18 protein-coding genes are annotated in these 22,988 nt (G+C 60.8%); 14 read left to right on the top strand and 4 right to left on the bottom strand.

Annotated features, from left to right (window positions below; all coding sequences use genetic code 11):
* Nucleotides 1–6 precede the first annotated feature (6 nt).
* A complete protein-coding gene (locus tag GY725_10505) occupies nucleotides 7–1,647 on the top strand; it encodes a hypothetical protein (GenBank protein MCP4004616.1) in 1,641 nt (546 codons plus the stop codon).
* A 3-nt stretch (nucleotides 1,648–1,650) separates the two neighbouring features.
* On the opposite strand, the gene GY725_10500 is transcribed toward GY725_10505, so the two are convergent.
* Entirely contained in the window at nucleotides 1,651–2,073 is a 423-nt protein-coding gene (locus GY725_10500; protein ID MCP4004615.1) for a YraN family protein, read from the bottom strand.
* A 43-nt stretch (nucleotides 2,074–2,116) separates the two neighbouring features.
* Here GY725_10500 and rsmI point away from each other — a divergent pair, with 43 nt between their 5' ends.
* The gene (gene rsmI / locus GY725_10495) at nucleotides 2,117–2,962 is read left to right on the top strand and encodes a 16S rRNA (cytidine(1402)-2'-O)-methyltransferase (GenBank protein MCP4004614.1); all 846 of its coding nucleotides are present in this window, start codon (nucleotides 2,117–2,119) and stop codon (nucleotides 2,960–2,962) included.
* Between the two features lie 9 nt (nucleotides 2,963–2,971).
* Here the strand turns inward: rsmI and ligA are convergent, their stop codons facing one another.
* Complete coding sequence (gene ligA / locus GY725_10490) at nucleotides 2,972–4,972, bottom strand: NAD-dependent DNA ligase LigA (GenBank protein MCP4004613.1); 2,001 nt, start codon at nucleotides 4,970–4,972, stop codon at nucleotides 2,972–2,974.
* Nucleotides 4,973–5,397: 425 nt separating this feature from the next.
* On the opposite strand from ligA, the gene GY725_10485 reads away from it, so the two are divergent.
* The 11 genes from GY725_10485 (at nucleotide 5,398) to GY725_10435 (ending at nucleotide 19,317) form a co-directional block, all read left to right on the top strand.
* Nucleotides 5,398–6,096, top strand: coding sequence for a HAMP domain-containing histidine kinase (locus GY725_10485; GenBank protein MCP4004612.1), 699 nt, complete (start codon nucleotides 5,398–5,400; stop codon nucleotides 6,094–6,096).
* A gap of 9 nt (nucleotides 6,097–6,105) precedes the next feature.
* A complete protein-coding gene (locus tag GY725_10480; protein ID MCP4004611.1) occupies nucleotides 6,106–7,593 on the top strand; it encodes a sigma-54-dependent Fis family transcriptional regulator in 1,488 nt (495 codons plus the stop codon).
* Between the two features lie 481 nt (nucleotides 7,594–8,074).
* On the top strand, nucleotides 8,075–9,670 hold the full coding sequence (locus GY725_10475) for a hypothetical protein (protein ID MCP4004610.1): 1,596 nt from the start codon (nucleotides 8,075–8,077) through the stop codon (nucleotides 9,668–9,670).
* Nucleotides 9,663–10,610 carry an AAA family ATPase gene (locus tag GY725_10470; GenBank protein MCP4004609.1) on the top strand — a complete coding sequence of 316 codons (948 nt, stop codon included), beginning with the start codon at nucleotides 9,663–9,665 and terminating at the stop codon, nucleotides 10,608–10,610. The genes GY725_10475 and GY725_10470 overlap by 8 nt, the downstream gene beginning before the upstream one ends.
* A 16-nt stretch (nucleotides 10,611–10,626) precedes the next feature.
* Entirely contained in the window at nucleotides 10,627–11,523 is an 897-nt protein-coding gene (locus tag GY725_10465; protein ID MCP4004608.1) for a CpsD/CapB family tyrosine-protein kinase, read from the top strand.
* 65 nt (nucleotides 11,524–11,588) lie between these two features.
* A complete protein-coding gene (locus GY725_10460; GenBank protein MCP4004607.1) occupies nucleotides 11,589–12,758 on the top strand; it encodes an undecaprenyl/decaprenyl-phosphate alpha-N-acetylglucosaminyl 1-phosphate transferase in 1,170 nt (389 codons plus the stop codon).
* A gap of 120 nt (nucleotides 12,759–12,878) precedes the next feature.
* Nucleotides 12,879–14,210 (top strand): O-antigen ligase family protein, encoded by a 1,332-nt coding sequence (locus GY725_10455; protein MCP4004606.1) that lies wholly within the window; start codon nucleotides 12,879–12,881, stop codon nucleotides 14,208–14,210.
* 89 nt (nucleotides 14,211–14,299) lie between these two features.
* Nucleotides 14,300–15,331 carry a hypothetical protein gene (locus tag GY725_10450; GenBank protein ID MCP4004605.1) on the top strand — a complete coding sequence of 344 codons (1,032 nt, stop codon included), beginning with the start codon at nucleotides 14,300–14,302 and terminating at the stop codon, nucleotides 15,329–15,331.
* Between the two features lie 2 nt (nucleotides 15,332–15,333).
* Complete coding sequence (locus GY725_10445; GenBank protein ID MCP4004604.1) at nucleotides 15,334–16,074, top strand: polyphosphate polymerase domain-containing protein; 741 nt, start codon at nucleotides 15,334–15,336, stop codon at nucleotides 16,072–16,074.
* Nucleotides 16,071–16,775: a DUF4956 domain-containing protein gene (locus GY725_10440; GenBank protein ID MCP4004603.1), complete on the top strand. Its 705-nt coding sequence runs from the start codon at nucleotides 16,071–16,073 to the stop codon at nucleotides 16,773–16,775. The genes GY725_10445 and GY725_10440 overlap by 4 nt, the downstream gene beginning before the upstream one ends.
* Nucleotides 16,762–19,317: a hypothetical protein gene (locus GY725_10435; protein MCP4004602.1), complete on the top strand. Its 2,556-nt coding sequence runs from the start codon at nucleotides 16,762–16,764 to the stop codon at nucleotides 19,315–19,317. Before GY725_10440 ends, GY725_10435 begins: the two co-directional genes overlap by 14 nt.
* Before the next feature lie 129 nt (nucleotides 19,318–19,446).
* On the opposite strand, the gene GY725_10430 is transcribed toward GY725_10435, so the two are convergent.
* Nucleotides 19,447–20,448, bottom strand: a complete 1,002-nt coding sequence (locus tag GY725_10430) for a glycosyltransferase family 2 protein (protein ID MCP4004601.1) — start codon at nucleotides 20,446–20,448, stop codon at nucleotides 19,447–19,449.
* Nucleotides 20,449–20,694: 246 nt separating this feature from the next.
* Between GY725_10430 and GY725_10425 the strand changes: the two genes are divergently transcribed.
* On the top strand, nucleotides 20,695–21,390 hold the full coding sequence (locus GY725_10425; GenBank protein ID MCP4004600.1) for a sulfotransferase: 696 nt from the start codon (nucleotides 20,695–20,697) through the stop codon (nucleotides 21,388–21,390).
* 56 nt (nucleotides 21,391–21,446) lie between these two features.
* On the opposite strand, the gene GY725_10420 is transcribed toward GY725_10425, so the two are convergent.
* Nucleotides 21,447–22,988: an oligosaccharide flippase family protein gene (locus GY725_10420; protein MCP4004599.1), complete on the bottom strand. Its 1,542-nt coding sequence runs from the start codon at nucleotides 22,986–22,988 to the stop codon at nucleotides 21,447–21,449.

Genomic DNA, 22,988 nt, shown 5'->3' with positions numbered 1-22,988 from the left:
GCCGCGGTGGATTGGCAGTTTGCGCTGGATCCAGGCTATTCGGTCGTCTTCGCACCGGGCCAGGATCAGGCGCAGCGCCTGTCTTCGGTCGCTACCGCCATGTTCTATCCGGACTCGCATCTGCCACAGCTCGAGGAGTGGACCGGCCCAACGACGGGCGAGGCCGGCGCGAGCTTCGATCTGGGTGGGGATTCGTTTCACGTCACGCTCAACTTCGAAGCCCGCCGAATCGAGCTGCGACGGCTCGACAAGAGCACCGGACAGTACGAGCCACTGTGCATCGGTTCCGACAGCGTCGCTCGGCGTCTTCGGGCTGAAGGCCTGCCGGACGTCGAGAGTTTCCGCGTCTTTTGTACCCAGGGGATCGACCCTCTCGAAGGCAATGCCGCCTACGTGGAGGAGTGCGTCGAAGAGGAAACGTCGCCGCCGCCCAGCGAAGAAGAGCTGGCGGGCGCGCGGGCGAGAATGGCCGTCCTAAGCGCGGATCGGGACTCTCTTGCGCGACTCGAGCGCGAGCACAAGGGCGCTTTCGACTGGCTCGAATCCCAGACTCCTCTGGCGGAGTTCCACGAGGACTCCGAAGCTCATATCACGCAGTACTGTGAGCGTGAGGCTGAACTCGATCGCTGCCGCGAGCAGATCCGACAGAAGCGCCGCGAGCTGCTCGATCAGCGCGCGAAACTCGCCAAGGTTCCCCAGCGCTATCCGCTGCCTGCGGGCATCAGTACCGCGATCGGTGGGGTTGGCGCAGCACTGATTCCGTTGGGCAATCCATTCGCTCTGCCGATCGCCGTGCTGGGTGGTCTGGGTGCCTCGTTCTTCATGTTCATGCGCTACCTCGGCACGCGCAAACAGCGCAGTGTCGAAACCGCAATCGCCGCGTTGCGCGTGCGAGAGCGCACCGCAGAGCGTCATTTCAGTTCGAACGCCGGGCCCGTGCTCGCGTTGCTCGAGGAAGTCGGGCTCGACTCCGTCGAGAATCTCAAACGACGTCTCGTCGACTACGAAAAGGGCGCCAAACGTCTGAAGCAACTTCACGAACAGGCGGTCGAAGCGCGCGAGGCTTTTCCAGCCGAGGCACTCGCCGAACTCTCCCAGCTGGAAGAATCGCTGGGTGAACCGAGTTTGATCGAGCGCCGCCGGGAAAATGCAGTACCGCGGATCGAAGAGGAAGAAGTCATCGAGATCGACGAACGCACGCCCGCTGGACTAATTGAGGCGATGGCGCGCGTCTGTTCTTTGCCGGTCGACGAAGTGAGGGGAATCCTTCAGGCTCCACTCGATGGACAACTCGATATTCTCACCGAAGGCGCACTCGACCGGGCCGTGTTCGAGAAGATCGACGATGGGAAGGCGGAGGACTGGGTGTTCAAGGGAGCCCAGTGCGACGGCGTGACCATGATGGATCTCGACGCGGAGGAACAGACCATCGTACTGACGGCATTCCGCATCGCCTTGCTCGAAGCTCTGGGTCCCGATCGTGGCCTTGGGATCTTCATCGGTCCCGACCTGCGTAGCCACGAAGACGGAGACCATCTGCTCGCACGTTCTCTGCGCCGGCTGGGAGAATCCGTACAGGTGGTGCAGTTCGCGGGCAACGATCCCTGCTGGAGTGAGCACGCCAGCAGCACGATCGAGCTCGATTAGTTCCTATTCGCCGTCGGCCCGAAACGCGTCGCGAATGTAGCTGATCACCGGGGCGTCGCGTGTTCCATCGACAGCCACGACGTCGAAACGCATGCGCGATGAGCGCGGAAGCTCACCCGAGGCTAGAAGCTCGCGAGCCGCACGAGCCAGTCGGCGCTGCTTGCGTCGGTCGACCGATTCGGCGGCCGATCCAAAGCGCGGTGTCGTGCGCATGCGCACTTCGACGAAACAGAGCGTGTCTCCGTCGAGCGCGACCAGGTCGAGTTCCGCGTGGCGCAGGTGCACGTTGCGGGCTAGGATGCGGATTCCCAGGCTTTGGAGATGTTGTTCGGCGAGTCGTTCGCCGAAGCGCCCGAGTGCACGTCTATTCGAAACGTCGGACGAGCTTGTGGGCGAGCGTTTGTTGGAGCGTTCATCTTCCGACATATCAACCTCTCGAGTGGGCGGGGTGAGAGGTTTCGGGGTCGAGATGACGGAGACCGTATCGCAGGGTTTCGGGTGCGTCTACGTCGTTGCGACGCCGATCGGAAATCTCGAAGACCTGAGTCCGCGTGCGCAGAGGATTCTGCGCGAAGTCGTGCTGATTGCGTGCGAGGATACGCGTCGCACTGCGAAGCTATGTACTCATTTTGGGATTTCGACGCGCCGCGAGTCATTGCATGCACATAACGAGGCCTCTCGCATTCCCGGGCTGATCCGGCGCTTGAAGGCCGGTGACTCGATCGCATTGGTCTCCGACGCGGGAACTCCGCTGCTCTCGGATCCAGGTGAGCGCCTGGTCGCCGCGGTCATCGAGGAGGGGCTTTCGGTCGTCTCCGTTCCCGGCCCATCGGCTTTGCTCGCCGCCCTCGTCGCTAGTGGACTGCCGACCCAAGCATTCCACTTCTCGGGTTTCCCGCCGCGCAAGTCGGGTGCGAGGCGCAGTCTGTTCGCGTCGCTTGCTTCGCTCCCGTCGACTCTGGTGTTTTACGAAGCCCCGGGCCGTTTGAAGCAGACGCTGGGCGAATTGCACGAGGAACTGGGGGGACGACGGGTCGCGATCGCACGCGAGTTGACCAAGCTTCACGAGGAGATCCTCCGGGGACGGCTTGGCGCTCTCGATCTTGCGGAACCGAGAGGGGAGGTCACGCTGATCGTCGAGGGAGCGCCGGCCGACGAAAGGCCCGAACTCGACGAATCCCAGGTCGGCGCACGCATCGATGCGCTGCTCGCCGAAGGAATCAGCCCGCGCGATGCAGCCCGACGGCTCGCCGACGAACTGGGATGGAAGCGCAGTGAAGCCTACCGCCGTGTTCTCGAACGGGTCGGGCAATAGCTTCGAAGCTCACCCCAGCAACTCTTCCATCCGATCCTCACCCACGACCTCGACCTCGCATTCGCGGGCCTTCTCGAGCTTGGAGCCCGGATTCTCGCCAGCGAGTAGATAGTCGGTTTTCTTCGACACCGAGCCGGTCACCTTCGCTCCCGCTGCGAGGATGCGTTTCTTCCACTGGCTGCGTGGGATCGAGAGCGTGCCGGTGATGACGACTGTTTTGCCCGCCAGCGCCTCGCTTTCATTTCCGACTTCCAGTTCGGGACCGCTCTGAATCCGCAACGTGTCGACGAGTTGCAGGAACTCTGCTCGGTTTTCTGGCTCGTCGAGGCTCAGGCGAAGGCTCTCGGCGATCGTAGGTCCGATCTCGTCGACTTCTTCCAATTCCTGTTTGGACGCGTCGAGCAGAGTGATCGGATCCGGAAAGGACGCAGCCAGTACCTCGCCGATTCTCTCGCCAACATGACGGATGCCAAGTGCGTACAGAAAACGACCCAGGCTCACGTCTCGCGAATTCTCGATTGCGCTGACCAGGTTCTGGGCGGACTTCTGACCCATGCGGTCGAGTGCGGCGATCCGGTCGATCTTCAGTCCGAAGAGGTCCGACGGACGCGTCAGTAATTCGGCATCGATCAACTGATCGACCAGCTTTTCGCCCAGTCCTTCGACGTCGAGTGCCCCGCGGCTTGCAAAGTGGCGCAGGCGTTCGCGTTGCTTCGCCGGGCAGTTCGGGTTCGGGCAGCGTTTGACGACCTCGCCCTCGGGTCGAACCGCTGGCGTATCGCAAACCGGGCAGTTCTCCGGCGGTTTGTGTCGGCGTGTTCGCCCGGGTCGAAGATCGAGCACCACGCGCACCACCTTCGGGATCACATCGCCTGCCCGTTCCACGAAGACCGTGTCTCCCACGCGCACATCGAGACGCTCGATCTCGTCTTGATTGTGCAGCGAGGCGTGTTCCACCGTTACTCCGCCAATCGCTACCGGTTCGAGCACGGCCACCGGTGTGAGCGCCCCGGTGCGGCCGACAGATGTCTCGATGCCGATTACTCTCGTCGTGGACTGTCTCGCCGGAAACTTGAAAGCAATCGCCCATCGGGGCGAGCGATTGAGTTCTCCCAGACGCTTCTGCAATGCGAAGTCGTCGACTTTCAGAACAGAGCCGTCGATCTCGTAGCGCAGCGAGTCGCGTTCGTTCTCCAGTTTTGCGTGGAAGGCAATCAGTTCATCGATCTCGTAGCTCGCGCAGAACAGCTCGCTGGTCTTCAGCCCAAACTCGCGCAAGCCCGCGATCGATTCGCCCTGCGAGCCAAAACCCAGCTCGTCGTGGCCGCGGCCGATCCCGTAAATGACGATTTCCAGAGGCCTGGCTGCTGCGACCTTCGGATCCAGCTGGCGCAACGTACCTGCGGTGGAATTGCGGGGATTGGCAAACGGCTGCAGCCCCTCGTCCAGCCGCTCTTCGTTCAAGCGCCGGAAGGCCGCCAGGGGCATGAAGGCCTCGCCGCGCACATCGAGCACTTGAGGTGGGGACCCGCGCAGCCGCAGTGGGACGGACCGGATGGTTCGCAGATTGTGGCTGACGTCCTCTCCCGTCCGTCCGTCTCCGCGGGTCGACCCGATCCTGAACACGCCCCGCTCGTAGGTCAGTTCTACCGCGATGCCGTCGTACTTGGGCTCGATGCAGTAGGCGATCGGCGACTTTTCTCCCAGGAACTTGCGCACCCGTGTGTCGAATGCGCGAATCTCGTCGGCACTGGTTGCGTTGTCGAGTGAGAGCATCGCTACGGCGTGCTCGACTGCATTGAATCCGGCCGCTGGGGCGCCGTGCACGCGCTGGCTCGGAGACTCGGGCGTCACCCAGCCCGGGTGCCTTGCTTCGAGTTCCAGCAGTTCGCGCATGAGCGCGTCCCACTCCGCATCCGAGACCAGCGGATCGTCCAGGATGTGGTAGCGGTAGTTGTGTTGCTCGATGAGCTGGCGCAACTCCTCGAGCCTGTCGCGATCGTCGGCCATTGCCCCCCTCTTGAAAACTGGGCCTTGGAAAACCGGGCACAGGTCCACCACTAGGATGGGGCACAAGCGGCCAGCAGCGCCAGCGGATCCGGATTTCCCAGAAGTTGGGCCTCTCCCGCTCCCGAGCGGGGTCCGGAAAGCCGCAAAAAGAGACAAAAGTGGAGCGAAAATGCCCACTCGACAAGAACGTCTGCATGCGTTTGAATGCGCCGAGACGCTCTGGGTCCAAGGAAAAGAGGAAAAAAAGGTTCACTCTTGGGTAAGCTGAGTGATCCTGGAACCCGATAGAGAAGTGGATGAGCACACCATCGACGCCCAGAGACCGAACCTCAAGCCAACTCGCGACAGCGGGGGCCGATTCTCCAGTCGAATGCCCAGACAGGATTCAGCAGGCCAACCGGGTTCAACAGGCCAGTGATCTGCCGTTGAGTGGGGAATGTGTCGGCATGGTCGAGCACGAGGTGCGAACCTCAATGACGGTCGTGCGAGGTTATCTGCGCATGCTCCTCAGCGAGCGCCACGGTGTGCTCAATCCTGACCAATGGTCATTTGCCAGTGAGGCGCGGCGATCTACCGAGCGCGTGCTCCTGATGCTCGACAATCTACTCGAACTCTCGAACCAGACTGGCGGCCAACCCCTGCCTGTCGTGCGCAAGCCTGTTCATCTGCGCGAGGTTCTCGTTCAAGCCGTCGCAACTGCGCGCCCATTGCTCGACGATGCCGGAATCAAGGTCGACCTGGCGTTGGAGGACCTCGACGACGCCCATCTGCAGGCCGACCCGGATCGGCTCGAGCAGGTGTTCGTGAATCTGATCAGCAATGCCGTTGCGCATTCGCCGGAGGACGGACACGTCTCTCTTCAGGCTTCCGTCATCGAACTAGACGACGGGCCCTTCGTAACCGTCGCCGTCGCCGACCATGGGCCCGGAATCGCTCCTGAAGACGTGCACAGCATCTTCGAGCCTTTCGTTCGCGGAAAGGACGCGCGATCGGGAGGTGTCGGCCTCGGGCTCGCGATCTGCGCACGCATCATCCAAATGCACGGGGGCGCGATTGAAGCGGTTCCCTCAGCTGGTCGCGGGCTGTTTCGCGTCACACTGCCCCTGAGCAGGCCGGAGGCGTAGGAGGTCGCCATGTCGAGACCTGGAGTCGCCCGTACCGTCCCGCAACGCAAGCAGGTACTCGTCGTCGATGACGCGGAGGTCATTCGCACGTATCTGAAGAACCTCTTGCCAATGCGCGGTTACGACGTGCTTCTTGCGCAGGATGGTCTGAAAGCCATGGAAATTCTCAACGGTGGGGCCCGCCCCGACGTCGTGATTCTCGACGTCATGATGCCGGGCATGGATGGCCTGGAGACGCTGCGCAAGATCAAGCAACTCCTGCCGGACGTGGCCGTGATCATGCTCTCCGTGGTGGGCAAGGCCGGAACCGTTGTCGACGCGATGAATCTGGGGGCTGCTGATTACATCAACAAGCCTTTTGAGGAAGAAGAACTAGAGATCGCTCTGAAGAAGGTGCTCGAATCCGAGACCCTGAAGGCGGAGACCGAGCATCTGCGCGAGCAGTTGCGTGAACGAGAGGAATCGGATTCCGTCAAGTTCCAATGGGTCTCCGACAAGATGACGCGCATCCGCGATATTCTGGAGCAGGTTTCCGACGCGGACGTGACGATCCTGATCCACGGAGAGAGCGGGGTGGGTAAAGAGGTCGTCGCACGTACGACGCATGAGCTCTCGACGCGCAAGGATGCCCGGTTCGTCAAAGTAAACTGCGCAGCTTTACCCGAAGAGTTGCTCGAGAGTGAACTCTTTGGCTACGAGCGGGGAGCATTTACAGGTGCTTCCTCGCGCAAGGCCGGCAAGTTTGAAGTCGCGAGCGGCGGCACCATGTTCCTGGACGAGATCGGGGAGATGAGCCCGAAGTTGCAGGCAAAGTTGCTGCAGGTACTGCAGGACGGAGAGTTCTCGCGACTCGGGGGTGATACCGACGTGCGAGTCGACGTGCGCGTGGTGGCGGCAACGAATCGCAATCTCGAAGAAATGGTCCAGTCGGGCGGTTTCCGCGAGGATCTCTACTACCGCCTGAACGTAGTTAATGTATGGGTCCCGCCTCTGCGCGAACGCCGGGAAGAGATTCCTATCCTTAGCGATCACTTCCTGAAGGTGTATTCGCGCAAGTACAGCCGTGAACTGGTTCCACTCTCAGATCGCTTGACGAAGGGATTTGCCAGCTACGACTGGCCGGGCAACGTCCGCGAACTCGAGAACATGATAAAGCGCATCGTGGTATTGCAGAACGAGGACACGATTGCGGACGAGATCTTCGGGCTCCCGGGCGGGGCGGGGACCGCCGCATCGCCTGCGGGGATGCCTGCGAGGATGCATGCGAGGGAGGAGTCGCCGCCGGTGCTGCCAGAACTCCTGGAACTCGATCTCCAGGACGGGGGGGTGGTTCCGTTGCGAGAGATCGGTCGCCGAGCGGCCCGGGATGCCGAGCGTGAGGCCCTCAAGAAGGTCCTCTACCAGACCAACTGGAACCGCAAGAAGGCTGCGAAGATCCTGGAAGTCAGTTACAAAACGCTGCTCCAGAAGATCAAGGACTGTGGGCTGGCCGAATAGGCCGATGGTCCGGATTCTCGCCGTTTTTCAGAGGTTTCCGTGCCCTCTTGCCGGGTGTCGTGAAAACTCGATGAGCGTTCGAGGCCGATTGCAGGGGCCTCCGGATTCTCGATGGCCGAGATGCGTGCGGGTCTGAATCGGGTTGCGGGTCTTGCCGTCTAACCGCGGCAAATACCACTGGAATCGTCCACCCAGTGGTTGTGGAATTCCCGTAATATGTAACGCGATTCACACTCCCCCCATTTTTCCGGGGCTAGCGCCGTCCGTGCGTTGGCACGCTTGTGGCATCATGAGAGTTCCGGATGCCAAGGGCAGTTCCCGGAGGCAGTTATCGATCGCTCCAACGGCGTTTGAACCGGGTTGAAGAACCACCCGTTTCTGCCGATCGGTTGCCGATTTCCGCTCGGTTGGTGGGGCGTCCAGATAGATTGAGCAGCAGCAGGAATGGCTGGACCGGAAGACGGTTCGGGAAAGGGATACGATGGCGACGAGAGACGTACAGGGCGAACTCGGGCTGAGTCTCGGGGATCTGGTTCAGGTCTTCCGCCGTCGAATCTGGTGGTTTCTGGTACCGGTTGGGATCGCGATGGTCTTCTCGGCTGTTCTGGCCATGGTATTGCCTGCCGAGTACGAAGCCGAAGCGACTGTTGCGGTCGAACCACAGGTCATCCCACCCGAACTGGCACATACCACGATTACAGCCCCCACTGAGGCTCGCTACGAGAACCTTCGCCTACAGGTTCTGGCCCGCGACAACCTCAACGAGGTAATCGACGAATTCAAGCTCTTCGAGGGCGAGACCGCTCCGCGCGAAGACCTGATCGATGACCTGCGCGCGCGCATCACGGTCGCGCCGCTGCCGCCCGCCATCTACGATCCGCGCAAGCTGGTCGAGCTGAACTCTTTCCGAATCGCGTTCAGTTGGGACAAGCCGAAGATCGCTGCTGAGGTCACGAACCGGCTGACCCGCGATTTCATCTCGGCCAACCTCAGAGATCGCGCGAGCATGGCTGAAGGCACGACCGAGTTCTTCGAGCAGGAACTCGGCAAGGCGCGCACCGAACTCGCCGATGTCGGCCGTCAGATCACGGACTACAAAGAGAACTTCCAGGGCGAGCTACCCGAGCAGTTGCTCCTGAACCGTGAGCGTCTGGAGCGCACGCGCATGGATCTGGCCGCGCACGAGGCGAAGCTCGAGACAGCTCGCAACCAGACGCGGCTACTGGAACAACAGATCCAGGAGATGAACGCTGCTGCAGCGGGCGGTCCGAGCGATCCCGAAGACCGAAAGAAGGCGCTCGAACTGACACTGACGAGCATCATCTCGCAGGGCAAGACCGACAAGCATCCCGATGTACGACTTGTACGCGCCGAGATCGCCGCTCTCGAGGCCATGATCGTCGATCAGGCTGAGGCTCCGGCTCCGACTTCAATTTCCATGGTCAAGCTGAAAAACGAGGCGCGCGACTACGAGGTCAGTCAGCGCGTGTACGCGGGTGAAGTCGAGCGACTCAAGGCGGAGATCGCCGACCTCGAGCAGCGCATCGAGAACACGCCGCGACGCCAGGCGGAACTCGACCATCTGACCAAGGGCTACGAGACACTGCACACCGCGATTCGCGCGATCCAGCTCAAGAAAGTCGACGCCGACATGGGTCGCACCATCGAACTCGCCAACAAGGGCGAGCGCTTCAAGATCGTGGAGTCCGCCGTACCGCCGACCTCTCCCTTCAAGCCGAATCGGCCGCTCTGGTTCATCGCCGGAACATTGCTCGGCGTGATCGCAGGCCTGGCGTTGCTGGTTATTCGCGAACTCTCAGATCAGACGTTCCACAGCGTCGCCGATGTGCAGAAGGCGCTCGGCATGCCCGTGCTTGCAGCTGTGCCGTCCGTAGAGTTTCCCAAGGATCATTCGCGAAGACGCGTCTGGGCGTGGAGCGCGTCGAGTGCCGCGATCCTGGCGGCTCTCCTCATTGGAGGAACGATTCTGTACTTTGCGACTCGCGCCGACGCCAAGAAAGTAACTCAGGTGACTCCAAAAGCTGCGACGGTAGCTGTGATGGTTGCCCATGTATAACGAACACTTTGGCTTCTCAGCGGATCCGTTCCGCGTCAATCCCGATCCGCGGTTTCTCTATATGTCAGAGAGCCATCAGGAAGCCCTCGCGACCCTGATCTACGCGGTCAATGAGCGCAAGGGCTTCATCGTTCTCACAGGTGAAGTGGGCACCGGCAAGACGACGATCGTCAACGCTCTGCTGCAGAAACTCAGCGACGATGTGCAGGCCGTGTATCTGTTCAATACCGCGCTTGGGATCGACGACTTCTTTGCCTGCATGCTCGATGAACTCGATCTGGAGTCTGTGGAGCCGTTTCGCAAGAGCACCGCTCTGCGGCGTTTGAATCATCATCTGATCGAACGATTGCGCAAAGGCAAGCAGACATTGCTCGTGATCGACGAGTCGCAGAACCTCTCCGATGAACTGCTCGAAGAGATTCGCATGCTCTCGAATCTGGAGACGCCGCAGTCAAAACTCCTGCAGATCATCCTGGTCGGGCAGCCGGAACTCCACGAAAAGCTCGAGCAGTCCAAGTTGCGCCAGCTGCGCCAGAGGGTCGAGTTACGGCATACGATCCAATCTCTGGATGCTCATCAAACTGCAACCTACGTGAATGAGCGGATGATGGTGGCGGGCAATAGTAGCGGTGATGTGTTCACCCACGCGGCTCTGCGATTGGTGTTCAAGTTGACGGCTGGGATTCCGCGCGTGATCAACGTTTTGTGTGACAACGCATTGCTCACGGCCTACGCCTCGGTCGACGAAAGGGTCACACCGGCGACGATCGAGAAGGCCGCCCGTGACATGGGCCTTCTGGATGACGAAGCGAAACCAGCGCCGAAAGAAGAGGCTGTTGTTGTATCGGACGAGATCGGCAACGAGCCATCCGAGGGTTGGATTAGGAGAATGTTCGGGTGGCGACGGACCCCGAGAGCAGGCGCTCTAGGCGAGCTGTAGGGAAAGAGGTCAAGACATGGGAAAGATTCACGATGCCCTGCAAAGAGCCGAGCAACAGCGCAGCAGCGTAGCCAGTACGGCGACGCCCCTGTTGCGCGAGGGTTCTGGTACCGCGACCGACAGGGGGAGCGTTTCAGCGCCTTCGAAGCGTACCGAGATCCGAAAACCCCGCGAGGAAACTCGCCGCGAACGCCGCGCGCGCAAGAAGCTGCGCATCCGCACGGAACGCGGAAAAGAAGATCATTCTCTTGAAGCGCAGCGACCACGAGTCCTGATCGGGAGCACCGCGTCAAACGTCACCGAGGAGTACCGAACGCTACGAGCGCGTATCCAGTCGGTGCGTCGCACGCGAACGATCGCAAGTCTCGTGATTACTTCGGCTCGTCCCGATGAAGGCAAGACCACGACTGCCATCAATCTGGCCCTGTCGTTCGGCATGGACCGTGAAATGAAGACATGCCTGGTCGATGCAGATCTCCGCACACCGGGAGTCAGCAAGGTCTTTGGTCCGACGTCCGAAGTGGGTCTCGCCGAGGTACTGGAGACGGATGCGAAGCTATCGGACGCGCTCATCGAACTGCCCGATTCGCGTCTTTCGGTTCTGCCGGTGAGAGCGCTACCGACCTATCCCTCCGAACTCCTCGGTTCGGCGAGAATGGCCCAACTGCTCGAGGAACTCGCCGGCCATTTCGAGATGATCATCATCGATGCGCCGCCGGTCCTCGGGCTGGCGGACTCGGTAAGTCTCCTGGACGCCTGTGATGCAGCGCTCTTCGTCGTTGGCGCGGGTAGCGTAAGCCGCGCCGACGTGGATGCGGCCCTCGAGCGCCTCGACACGAGCAAGTTGATCGGGACCGTGTTCAACCGTTGTGAGGCGAAGCAGTCCCCGTATGGTACTTACGGCAAGGACTGATCCGGGAACTCGCCGGGTCGAAGAAATGAACGCCGGCCTTCGGGAAACTGTGAGATCCTAACGGTATGCAGACGTTCGGCCCCATTCTGATTGCGCCATGGCTGCTGGTCCTGGTCCTCACACCTCTGCTGATCCGCCTCGCGCATCGGCAGGGCTGGCTGGACCAGCCGGATGTGCGCAAGCAGCATCAATCCGCCACGCCACTTGTGGGTGGGGTTTCGGTCTTCATCTCGATCGTCCTCGGTCTGCTGTTGATCATCCCGGTCGTGCCAGACGTCGGAGCGGGGCTCTGGGGTCCGGGCTCGCTTTCCGCTCTCGCCGTCGGGGCTTTCGCGATGGTGGCGGTCGGTTTGTACGACGATTTCCGGGACATGGCACCCGTACTGAAGCTGGTCGCGCAGATCGGGGTCGGTGCACTTGCCTGGGGACTCGGTTTTCGCATCGATGCGATCTCGCTTCCCTTTGGCTGGATGATCAGTTCGGGCGGTGCGCTGTCCTTCCTGATGACCGTGGGTTGGATCGTCGTCGTCACCAATGCTTTCAATCTCATGGATGGAATGGACGGTCTGGCGTCCGGAGTGTCGATCATCGTCGCTCTTACGGTTTTCTTGCTCGCGCATGACAATGGCGCCACGGTGCCGGTCATCGCCGCATTGGCGCTTTCCGGCGCGCTCGCTGGGTTCCTGCGCTTCAACCTGCCTCCGGCTCGCATCTTTCTGGGCGATGCCGGATCGATGGGGATTGGTTTCACGACGGCCGTACTCTCGATGGCCGCATACCAGAAGGCGACCGCGGCCGTAGCCCTTGTCGTACCGCTTCTGATCCTGGGCGTGCCGTTGCTCGACATGATTCGCAGCGCGATTCGCCGGGCGATTTCGTATGTGAGAGATCCGGGTGAGAGCGGCTTGCGTCTGATCGAGGTTGCCCGGGCGATGTTCCGTGCGGATCGAGGCCACGTGCACCATCTGCTGCTCAGGGCTGGATGGAGCGTGCAACAGATCCTGATCGCACTCTACATTCTTTCGGCAGCGCTGGGCGCGCTGGGACTTTGGACCCGGACGGCCAGTTCGGGGGTTCGCTGGGGCCTGTGGATCGCGCTGTTGGCGGGCGGCTATCTCGCGTTGCAGATGTTGGAGCGCCGCGTCAAGCGCCTCGAGGCGGATGCCGATTCTGCTTTGAACGAGTCGTTGACAGCCGAGTCCGAGGTCCCTCAACGGGAGCGTGCCACAGGCTGATTGACGGTGCAGGGCAGGCATGGCACCGAATCTGCAAAAGAGTCAACCGCCCATTGAGAACCCACTCGGATGCGCCACGGACGGGCGCGCGCCAGAGTGGCAATAGGAGGACGATCGAGGATGGCGGAGGTACTGCAGTTCCCTGCGGGCGCGTTAGCGTTCATCGCCCTCGTTCTGTTGTTTTACAAGCCTGTCTGGGGCGTGATCGCCATCGCGGCGATCTACCCGATCAACCTCTGGGCGCCACGTCTGCCTGTTCCAGGTCTGAACACAGAGACCCTCCTCGTCGGTCTCGCAATGGCTTTTACTTTCTTGCGCTACGGCGTGCATTTCCCCCCGGTGCGCTACACGGGGCCGGTGGTTGCTTTCATCGGCATGATCCTGTTCGCCTTCCTCCTGGCCCTGCCCTGGGTTCGAAGCGTGCAGTTGGCCGGCGGCGAGTCTGCGCTCTGGAAGGTCTTCCAGATTTTCAAGAGCATGGTGTTTACCTCCTTCCTGTTCTTTCCCGCATTCTGGTTCTTCGGTGATCCGAAAGATCGGCGGCGTCTGATTCAAGCGATCTCGTTTGCGGGCCTCACGGTCGCCGTCTTCGGCATCTTCGATTACTTCATTCCGATCCATCCAAAGAGCGACGGCAGTCGTGCGCATGGGTTGCTCGACGATCCCAACGCCATGGCGCAGGTGATCGGCACGACCATGTTTGCGTCGCTGTATCTGGTGCTCCACGCCAAGGACCTCAGCCCCGTCAAACGCCTGTTTCATCTGGTTGCCTACGGGTTGAGCGGCGTCGCGATCGTGCTGAGTCTGTCGCGGGGGAATTGGCTCGCGCTGCTCGCATCGCATGCCTTGTTCCTTCTCTTCGTGAACCGACAGATGCTCGGGGTGGGCTTTGTCGGACTCGTGCTCGCGGCCACGATCGCGTTCCCGTTTCTGCCGAGTATCGTCCAGGATCGCGTATCTGGCGTGACTCAAAATCGCGGCCAGACCGTCTACCGGATTCCGGGGGGTGAGAACCTTGAGGGCTCGGCGGCGGCTCGCGTCGTGACCTACAGCGTGGGTCTCGAAATGTTCCAGGCTTCGCCCATATGGGGACACGGTCTGCACTACTTCACGCTAAAAACACCGGAGTGGGGAGCAAAATACGGTCTGCTCAAGATGAAGGATGCGCACAGCCTACCGGTCAAGATGGCGGCCGAGACGGGCCTGATCGGGCTGGCCGTACTTGCCTGGCTGTTCGGTTCCTGCGGATTGCACGGGCTCAGGCTTTGGTCGTCCAACACGCCTGAACGCGGTATGGGCACCATGTTCATCGGTGTAACCGCGTGGGTGGCCGTCGCCAACCTCACATCGACGGGTTTTCTCTACACCAAACCGATCGCCGCCTATTTCTGGCTCCAGTTCGGGATGACGGCGCGCGCCTACGTCGATCGTTTCAACGTCTCTCCAGACTAGCCCGGGAGCTTCTTGCGGTGCTCTCTTCGATTTCCTAATTGCTCGGAGATGCTCAGTTTTGAGCATCGCTCAGGAGCCCGGAGCCGACTTTGATCCAACTCAGAACCCTGTGGCCGGCCGCGCTTGCCCTGGTCTTGAGCCTGGGTCTCGTGGCCTGGCTCGGACCGGCAAACCGCGCCGCTCGCATGGCCAATCTGGACGTCGAGGCCTCTGGTTTCGCCAATACATTCCTCATGTTTCACACGACCGAGCGCGGATCCGGTTACGTCGTGGATCGCCGCGACTCCACCATGCGTCGTTCGGATCGCGGGCAGCCCGGCCGAAAGTGGAAGATCTTCCGCATCACTGGCGAAGACGGTCTGGGCGATCGCTGGCTGGTTCAATCCAAACGACGCGGCAAGGGCACCGTGTTCTTCGTTCCAGCTCTGAGTGTTGCGGACTGGACGTATCCCTATCTGTACGAGTTCGTACGCGAGCGGAACCCTGAACTCGCCTTGCCGCGCGTCGAATGGACCCAGTTGCACGTCGATCGCGTGTATCAGGGCTTGTATCTGCGGGTCGGGTTGCCCTTCGACGAGCGCAAGAAGGACGGAGGCAGCGGAATCTTGCGTGAGATCCTCACCGTCCAGGGCGATCGCGTGAATGTGGTCGATACTCGCTTCGACGATGCGCCGGGAATCTACATGGGTGCCGTCGCGTCCGGCAGCTTTCCGCAACTGCGCGCGCCGAGTGCACGGCTTGCCTGGCTGGCCCGGAAAAACCCTCTCCCCGAAACGGCCCTGTTGATGTCCAATCTCGAACCTCATGATCTCAGCCTCTTGCCCTTACCGATCTCGTTGCCGGAGTTGTTCGAGGCCAAGTCCGGTCGCCGGCCCTTGGAGGTGACCGACGAGCGCGCGCGTCGCTGGAGTGAGGGGGACTGGCGTGGCGCGGATGACTCACCCTTGTCCAAGGTAGACGAGCTTGATCTGGCCGCGGACTTTCCCGATTTCGCCCGCTCGTTGAGGGCTGCATTGCGAACTGACGCGGTTCTGCATCAGCGAGAGGAGCGGGTTCGCGTCGAGTTTACGAGGCGACGGTCGGCCGTTGCTGGTCTTGGTCTAGAAACGGGGGAACTCTGAAGATGAGTTCGATCATTCGGCCGTTTCGCGACGAGTTGAAGTTCCTGGTGCACCACAGCGTCCGGGAGATGCTGCTTGCACACTGGAGCCGCCACCTGGTACGAGCACCGTTTACAGACGAGCACGCGATGGCGCCGATTCTCAGTCAGTACTACGATTCTCCTCACCTCGACTTCTATGAAGAGAAACTCGCGGGTACGCAGAAGCGCAACAAGGTCCGGCTGCGCGTCTACGACATGCTCTACCGCAAAGGCACTACCGCGTTTCTAGAGATCAAGCACCGGTTCAACGATCAGGTGCAGAAGTACCGCTATCAGATCCGAGACTTCGACCCTTCCATTCATTTGGATCCCGACAACTGGCACTTCGACGATCCCGTCATGAAGAATTCCTTCCTGACCCTCAAAGAACGCTACCATCTGCGCGCTTCGGCTCAGACCTACTATCAACGCGAGGCCTATGAAGGGGTTGTCGAAGGCGACATCCGCGTCACGTTCGACAGCAATTTGATCGGCCTGTTTCCCGGCGAGAGGCTGACACCCGGGCTACTCTTGAACCGGTCGCGACACCTGATGCCCGAAACGCTGATGATCCTCGAGGTTAAGGCGACCAAAGGCATTCCAGGCTGGATTCACCAGGGAATCGTGCGCGCTGAACTCAAACAGCAGACGATTCCGAAATACATCACCGCCGTAGAAGTACTTCGTCTTCACGAGCTCAACGGTTCGGGAGTTTACGCATGAGCGAAGAGTCGAACTATTTCCTCGACAAGCTGTTTCAGCCGTCGCAAACGGATATCTTCAGCACCCCCGACCTCTTTCTCGCGATGACCGTGTCGACACTGCTCGCCTTTGTGCTGGCTCACGTCTATCGCTTCACGCATCGCGGCACGAGCTATTCCCAGTCCTTCCTTGTGACCATGTTCATGATGGCCGTGGCGACCAGTGTGGTCATGATGATCATCGGAAGCAATATCGCGCGAGCCTTCAGTCTCGTCGGCGCGCTGTCCATCATCCGTTTTCGCACCGCCGTCAAGGATTCTCGGGATACCGGCTTTCTCTTCACAGCGATGATCGCCGGGATGGGTTGCGGAACGCAGTTCTATCTCGCGTCCATCGGCATGACGTTCTTTCTGTCCGCGTTGTTGCTCGCTCTGTACTGGTTCGACTACGGGATCAAGCAGAAGCTGGAGAGCGTGCTTCGAGTCACATACAAGACCGATGAGGAGACGCTCCGGAAGATCGAAGCCGAAATCGATGATGCATTCCGCGAGTCACGTCTGATCAATCGGATCCTCGATTTCGGGGATGATGAGGAGACCAACGTCTATGTGGTGCGGCCGGATCCGGCCAAGCAGCCCGAAGATGTCGAACGGAGGCTGCGCGCGGTCGAGGGAGTCGTGAACCTCTCGATCTATCAGAGCGACCAGCATGCCCCATTCTAGGGACCTCTTCGACGGCGTCTACACGGGGCGCCCGGAGAAGTCCGCCAAGCTCAGAGTTCTCGTCGCAATCGGGGCCGCGGCCTTCGCCATCGCCGTGTTGTTCTTCGGCGGCGAGTACGTCCAGCGCTATCTGGCATACGGCGAAGCTCGCGTAGGCGTTCGGGGGGCCGAAGCTTTGCGCTGGAGCGATCCCCTGCGCACGATCGTCCTGAATACCAACGATCAGATACCGCGTCCCAGGGCCAGCCAGGCGCTGCTCGAAAGCGGCTTGCGTGTGTACGATCTGAGGATCGATCCAAAGGGCATGAAGGCACTTCAGACGATTGCCGAACGTGTGACCGCCCAACACATCTCTACCGACATCCCGCGCGACTACGTACCCGCGCAATTCCGAGATGCCGAAGGCTGGCGTCCGATCCAGGTGAAGTTGCGCGGTTTGTACAGCACACACTATTTGAAGAACCGTCCCTCGCTGCGTCTGAAGTTTCCGAAGGATCGACTCTTCGAAGGCAAGCGCCAGATCAACCTTACGGATCCCTACGACAAGGGTCTTACCGTCGACGTGACCACCAACTGGGAACTGGAACGCTACGGAATCCTGACCTGGGAAAGCCGTTTCGTGGTACTTCGGGTCAACTCCAGGACGGTGGGTCTCTTCCAGGAGATCGAACACTTTGGTCGCAGCATGGTGGATCGCACGGGGCGACCGGAGGGCTTTATCTTTTCGGGCTACGGTCAGCTCTTCGGCAAGCAGGGCGCAGCCTACGACAAGGCCGGTCCGGCCATGGAGCGACTCAAGTCTTGCAATACTGCGGAAGCGGCTGAGCCCGCACCACATTGCGCGCAGTGGTCATTCCTGCGCGACTATCTGGACGTCGATCGCTGGGCCTGGGCGGCTGCTCTCAAGCTCCTCCTGCACTCGAACCACGCCTGGCATCCCGACAACTTGCGAATGTTCTGGGATCCTGCACGAGGCAAATTCGAGCCCATCCCGTGGGACTATGCGGCGTATCCCCTGAATCAAGAACGCGACGTCGAGGGTGAGACTCTGGCCCGCGGTTACGGCCTGACGTTCTGCAGTGTTCCAGAGTTTCGTCGTTTGCGGGACCAGCGTGCCTGGGAGTTGATCACGAAACGCGTGGAGCCGATGATCGACCACGCTCAAAACCTGTTCGACAGGTTGACCGAACCCCTGCGTCACGACTGGCGCCACATGAGCCTGGAACTGGATCGGAAGCGCCAGGCGGACTATCTCGAAGCCCTGCGGGGAAATCGCGATTTCCTGCGTCTGTTGTTCGAACGCCGAGACATGCACGCGCGTTTCTGGAGGCTGCCTGCGGGGCGCGTGGCGATTGAGTTCGAGAATCCATCCAAGTCATTCGTTCGCATCACCGGATACACACTCGAACGGCCGCGAGGACTCGAGGAACGTCAGATGAACCAGCCGCTAATCGTGGATGGACTTTGGCAGGCGGAGCCGGGCCGGTCCGTGGTGGCGGTAAAAGCCCCGATCGACGCGAAGCTGGTCGGATTCGCGGCGAGTAACGGGATAACGGGGGAACCGATTGCGGACGCGGAGTTTTCAATCGAGGCGGGCAAGGGGCGTCCGCCCCAACAGCCGATGGTGGAGCAAGTCAGGCTGAATCTCGGTCTGGCCAATGTGAAGCAACGCGGCGATCTTCTGATTTTCGGTCCCGGACGAGTCGTGTTGAAGCACACTGTCGAGATTCCGGAGAACACAGATGTTCGCTTCGCGCCCGGGCTCGATCTGCAACTCGCAAGCGGCGTTGCGCTGATTCTGCATGGCGACCTAGAAGCGATTGGCAACTCCGATCGGCCCATTCGCGTGGGTGGGATCAAGGGTCGCCGGGATTGGGGTGCGGTCGCCGTACAGGGGACGCGCAGTGCGCCGAGCCGCGTTCATCTGGAGTATGTGCGGATTCGCGGAGGCAAGGGCGCGTCGAGCGAGCGGACCCATTTTACTTCTCCGTTTGCTGTCCACGATGGCGTTGTGATCCTGCGCGAAAACCGCTTCGTAGACGCTTTGGCTGACGATGGCCTGAACCTGAAGTACGCGGAGGTGCGGGTCGAGAACAACGTGATCGAACGTTCGCGCGATGATGCTTTCGACTGCGACTTCTGCGTCGGCGACGTATCTGGAAACCGTGTGATCGATGCGGGCGGTGACGGAATCGATTTCAGTGGGTCCGATGTTTCAATCGAACGAAACACCATCACGGGCTGCGGCGACAAGGGTATGAGTCTGGGCGAAGGCACCAGGGCACGGGTCGTGCGCAACCGGATCCGGGATGGCTACACCGGGATCGCAATCAAGGATCTTTCCGATGTCGAGATCCGAGACTCTTCCTTGTCGGAACTTCAGATCGGAATCGCCCTGTATGTGAAGAAGCCGACCTTTGGGCCGAGTAGGGCGTCGCTTTCCGGTGTCGACATGAAGAATGTGGCCACGCGCTATCTGCGCGATCTGGGTTGTGAGTTGACGCATCTCGACCCCGCGCCTGACGCCGAGGATGCTGGTTGATGTCCGACTTCGACTTGCGCGCCAACTGCCGAAGCACAGTTTCTGGTGGCAGCGCCAGCGTCAGCACTTCGTAGTTCGCGATCTCACTTCCAGCGGAGTTGTTCTGGAGAAACCTCGACCCTGGCTGCTTCAGTTCGATGATCTCGACGCGCCCTGAGTACCGAGGCGGCGTATCAACTCCAGTCGCGTCCTGCGAGTCGCAGCCCAGACCGACATCAGGAGGCGCCAGATCGGCTGTGGCGTCAAGAGCGCAATCGCGCTGATCGCACGCCAGCGCAGCGGAATCGCAGTCCCGTAGCTCTGCGAGATCTCGCGCAGTGCGGGAACATCCCGCTCGATCAGGGCGTTGCGCATGATGACCACGGTCCAGCGCACGATGAACGGGAGCGAACGTCGTTCCGCCTCGGGCCCGAGAGCGCGTGCGCGCTTCGCGCAGCTGCGAATGAACGCAACGGCTCTGTCGGGCGTGAAGAGTCCCTGCGTCATCAGCGATCCTTCGACTTCCCAGACGGTTACCGTGGCGCCAGGCCGATGACCGATCCTGGGAAAATGGAGGCCGATGCGGAACCAGAGATCGAGATCCTCGGCGATGAGCAGTTCAGTATCAAAACTGCCGACACGGGTGAAGACTTCACGGTGGATCACCGTGGCTGGAGTCGAGTTGCACCAGCTGTCCAACGTCTGGAAGTAGTCTTCGAAATAGTCTCCATCGACTAGATTCGAGGTGTCGGGTGCTGTCTGCAGACGCACCCCGCTCCTGATTTCCCAGTCGTAGGCGGCCCCGTACCACAACACCTCGGGGTGGTTTTCGAATACGGCGGCGGCGTTGCTGAGATGCGCGGGGTGCCATTCGTCGTCTGCATCGAGCAACGCGATGTACGTGCAACGCGCTTCCTCGATGCCGCGGTTTCTCGCCGACGACGCGCCACCGTTTTCCTGGCGGATGACGCGAACTGCACTCCCGAAGCTCTCGGCGATCTCGGTCGTCTTGTCGCTCGAACCGTCATCGACGACGAGGATCTCATCTGGAAGCCGCGTCTGGGCCAGGACCGAGCGCAGAGCGCGGGAGATGAACTTCTCCGCGTTGAAGGCGGGGATCACGGTCGAGAATGTCATCTCTTGCCCTTTCATGCACCGTCCCCGCCTGCTCGCCTTTCGGACGTGAATTGTAGGGCGGACCCGACCTCCTTTCGAGGCCGAGCGCCATCCGTCGCCGGCCTCAGCCAGGCGATGCGCCCGGATCTGCTCGGCTGGACCGCTTGGAATTTCCACGGTGTCTGGGCCGTCGAGGCTACAGCTCACACTCAATCAGGTGTTGCCCAGAGGCCTGCTAGACTATCGCTCCCGCCGAAGGCGACCCCACGGCTTGGAGATCCAATGGACACGATTCACCTCCTGATGCTCGGCGCACCGCGCAGTGGGACCACTCTTTTTGCATCGATGGTAGGGCGCCATACAGAAGTGGCGCTGCTGATCGAAAACGAAGCCTTTGCGATCTCTGAACTCGTGAGCAAGGGTGTCGTCGGCAACAAGCTCTGCACCCCGAATCAGATCGACTTCGGGCGCAAGGCCACCGCCTGGGTTCGAATGTTGCGCCGACTCGGCTTTCCACTGCGCAAGTCTCCGTCTTCTGTCTACTCGATCGAGGACTACCTTGCCCTCGAGAATTCTCGCGTGATGGTGATTCTGCGTGACGGCAACGATGTGCTCTCATCGATCGTCAAACGCGGGCACCAGACACTCGAACTCGCCGCATACCGCTGGGCCGAAACGGTGAGAATCACGTCCCGCCTGAAAGACGAGATCGGACCGAGGCGCTGCTTCGTGGTTGCCTACGAAAGCCTCGTCGAGAACCCCGAAGCCGAGATGCGTCGAGCCGCAGCCTTCTTGGGACTGGAGTACGAGCCCCAGATGCTCGAAGGGTACAAGTTCAATCCGATCTATCCCGGACGCGATGAGATCGACAAAGGTCTCGCCCATCGGGCGCAGCAGCAAGAAATCGATCACGGTCTCGCAGAGCGGTTCCCCGAGGAAGTTCGTCTCTATGAGGAGTTGCTCTCCAGCGTCGGTTGAGGCGTTGTGGAGCGTCGGCACATTTTTCGACCCAGATCACCACGACGCGACTCGTTCTAACTATCGGAACTCCGGAACACTCGGTTCAGACCGTCTCTGAGGTATTCGCGTGCTGTCTGACGATCGTCCGGACTCAATCCCACGAGCCAGATCAGCCCCAGGTAGACAGGAATACTCCCCGCCGCGGCGAGCACGAGGGCCAATAAGGGTTCGTCCGCCCATCTTCCAGAGATGAGCACCGTCATCGGAGCCAGAGCGGCCAGGCAGAGGGCGGGGCCGAGAAAGGAGTGGCGCAGATACCGAAGCACTCCGATCCGGCAGATTCGTGCGGAGTAGGCGATATAGATTGGCGAGAGAATGCACTGTGCTGCCAGCATGCCAATCGGTGGCCCGCTGATGCCGAGCTGAGTCGATTGCATCAGCCACACACCAAGTCCCAGGCCGAAAAACGCCACTAGAAGGTTGAGGACCGCCATCAGGCGCAGACGGCCCATGCCGACGAACAAGGTCCACGCCGGTCCCGTTGCTGACGAGAGCACCGAAGTAACACACCACAGCTTCAGAATCGTGGCGGTGTCCTCGAATCCCTGTCCCAGCCAGGCCGCGACGATAGGGTCGGCAAGCGTGCCGACGAAGACTGCGGCACCGCCCGACAGAAGCAGTGTATAGCGAGTACCGCGGATCAGGACGCGTTGGAGCCGTGCAAGATCGCCCGTGGCGTTCGTGCGCGTGATCACAGGCACGAGCTGCCAGATGAATGCGCGCGATAGGGGTTCCAGAGAAAGGACGAAAACCATTGCCGGCGTGTAATGAGCTACGGCCGAAACACCCAGGAACAAGCTCACGACCAGCGGGCCGCTGTTCTGGGTAAGCCAGGTGCCGAGACGCGATACCGAGGTGTAGGCCCCAAAACTAGCGAGATCGCGAAAGCCCGTTCGCGACACGAATTCGCGTCTGATCTGCAGCTCGGGACAGAGACGTCGGGCCTGATACCGCAGTACGAAGAATCCGAGCAAAGAGGCGACCAGCGAGCCGAGCGCCCACACGAACAGACGGGCGTCCCAGGCCAGGAAGACCACGACGATGAAACTCGCCCGTAAGAGCGAGCCCGCGATCTCGGTGTACCGGGAGATGTCGTAGCGGAGCTGGGATGCCAGTGCGGCGCCAAAGGGCGCGGTGAGCAGGGAGATGCTCAGCGCGAACGCAATCAGGATCACGGCCGTGGAGCTTTCGGGTAGGAGCGGCAGCGGTACGTTCATCCAGCGTAAGAATGGCGTGCCCAGAATGACGCTGATTGCCAGAAATCCCAGAGTGATCAGCGCGTAAAGCACCATCGCCGTGCTGGCCACCTGGTTGGCTCGCAGCGTGTTCTGCTGGGAGAGGAAGTGGGTGAATTGACGCGTGGCCGCCGGACGAATGCCTCCGTCTATCAGTACGATGAACCGCAGTAGTGCCGCAATTACGCCGATCACGCCGTAGGTTTCTTTTCCTAGATGGCTGAGCAGAAAAGGCACCATCAGGAATCCCACCACCGCGTTTGCGCCGCTGGTGGCGTAGGTGATGAGCGTGTTGAAGATGATCCGCGTCTGGTCGCGCAA

The sequence above is a fragment of the bacterium genome, assembly GCA_024226335.1.
Lineage (GTDB): Bacteria > Myxococcota_A > UBA9160 > SZUA-336 > SZUA-336 > JAAELY01.
This window is presented reverse-complemented; position numbering and strand designations above follow the sequence as displayed.

Excerpts from the sequence above, each read along its gene's own strand:
- GY725_10500 (MCP4004615.1), bottom strand. The coding sequence starts at position 2,073 with ATGTCGGAAGATGAACGCTCCAACAAACGCTCGCCCACAAGCTCGTCC.
- rsmI (MCP4004614.1), top strand. The coding sequence starts at position 2,117 with ATGACGGAGACCGTATCGCAGGGTTTCGGGTGCGTCTACGTCGTTGCG.
- ligA (MCP4004613.1), bottom strand. The coding sequence starts at position 4,972 with ATGGCCGACGATCGCGACAGGCTCGAGGAGTTGCGCCAGCTCATCGAG.
- GY725_10480 (MCP4004611.1), top strand. The coding sequence starts at position 6,106 with ATGTCGAGACCTGGAGTCGCCCGTACCGTCCCGCAACGCAAGCAGGTA.
- GY725_10475 (MCP4004610.1), top strand. The coding sequence starts at position 8,075 with ATGGCGACGAGAGACGTACAGGGCGAACTCGGGCTGAGTCTCGGGGAT.
- GY725_10470 (MCP4004609.1), top strand. The coding sequence starts at position 9,663 with ATGTATAACGAACACTTTGGCTTCTCAGCGGATCCGTTCCGCGTCAAT.
- GY725_10465 (MCP4004608.1), top strand. The coding sequence starts at position 10,627 with ATGGGAAAGATTCACGATGCCCTGCAAAGAGCCGAGCAACAGCGCAGC.
- GY725_10460 (MCP4004607.1), top strand. The coding sequence starts at position 11,589 with ATGCAGACGTTCGGCCCCATTCTGATTGCGCCATGGCTGCTGGTCCTG.
- GY725_10455 (MCP4004606.1), top strand. The coding sequence starts at position 12,879 with ATGGCGGAGGTACTGCAGTTCCCTGCGGGCGCGTTAGCGTTCATCGCC.
- GY725_10445 (MCP4004604.1), top strand. The coding sequence starts at position 15,334 with ATGAGTTCGATCATTCGGCCGTTTCGCGACGAGTTGAAGTTCCTGGTG.
- GY725_10440 (MCP4004603.1), top strand. The coding sequence starts at position 16,071 with ATGAGCGAAGAGTCGAACTATTTCCTCGACAAGCTGTTTCAGCCGTCG.
- GY725_10435 (MCP4004602.1), top strand. The coding sequence starts at position 16,762 with ATGCCCCATTCTAGGGACCTCTTCGACGGCGTCTACACGGGGCGCCCG.
- GY725_10430 (MCP4004601.1), bottom strand. The coding sequence starts at position 20,448 with ATGAAAGGGCAAGAGATGACATTCTCGACCGTGATCCCCGCCTTCAAC.
- GY725_10425 (MCP4004600.1), top strand. The coding sequence starts at position 20,695 with ATGGACACGATTCACCTCCTGATGCTCGGCGCACCGCGCAGTGGGACC.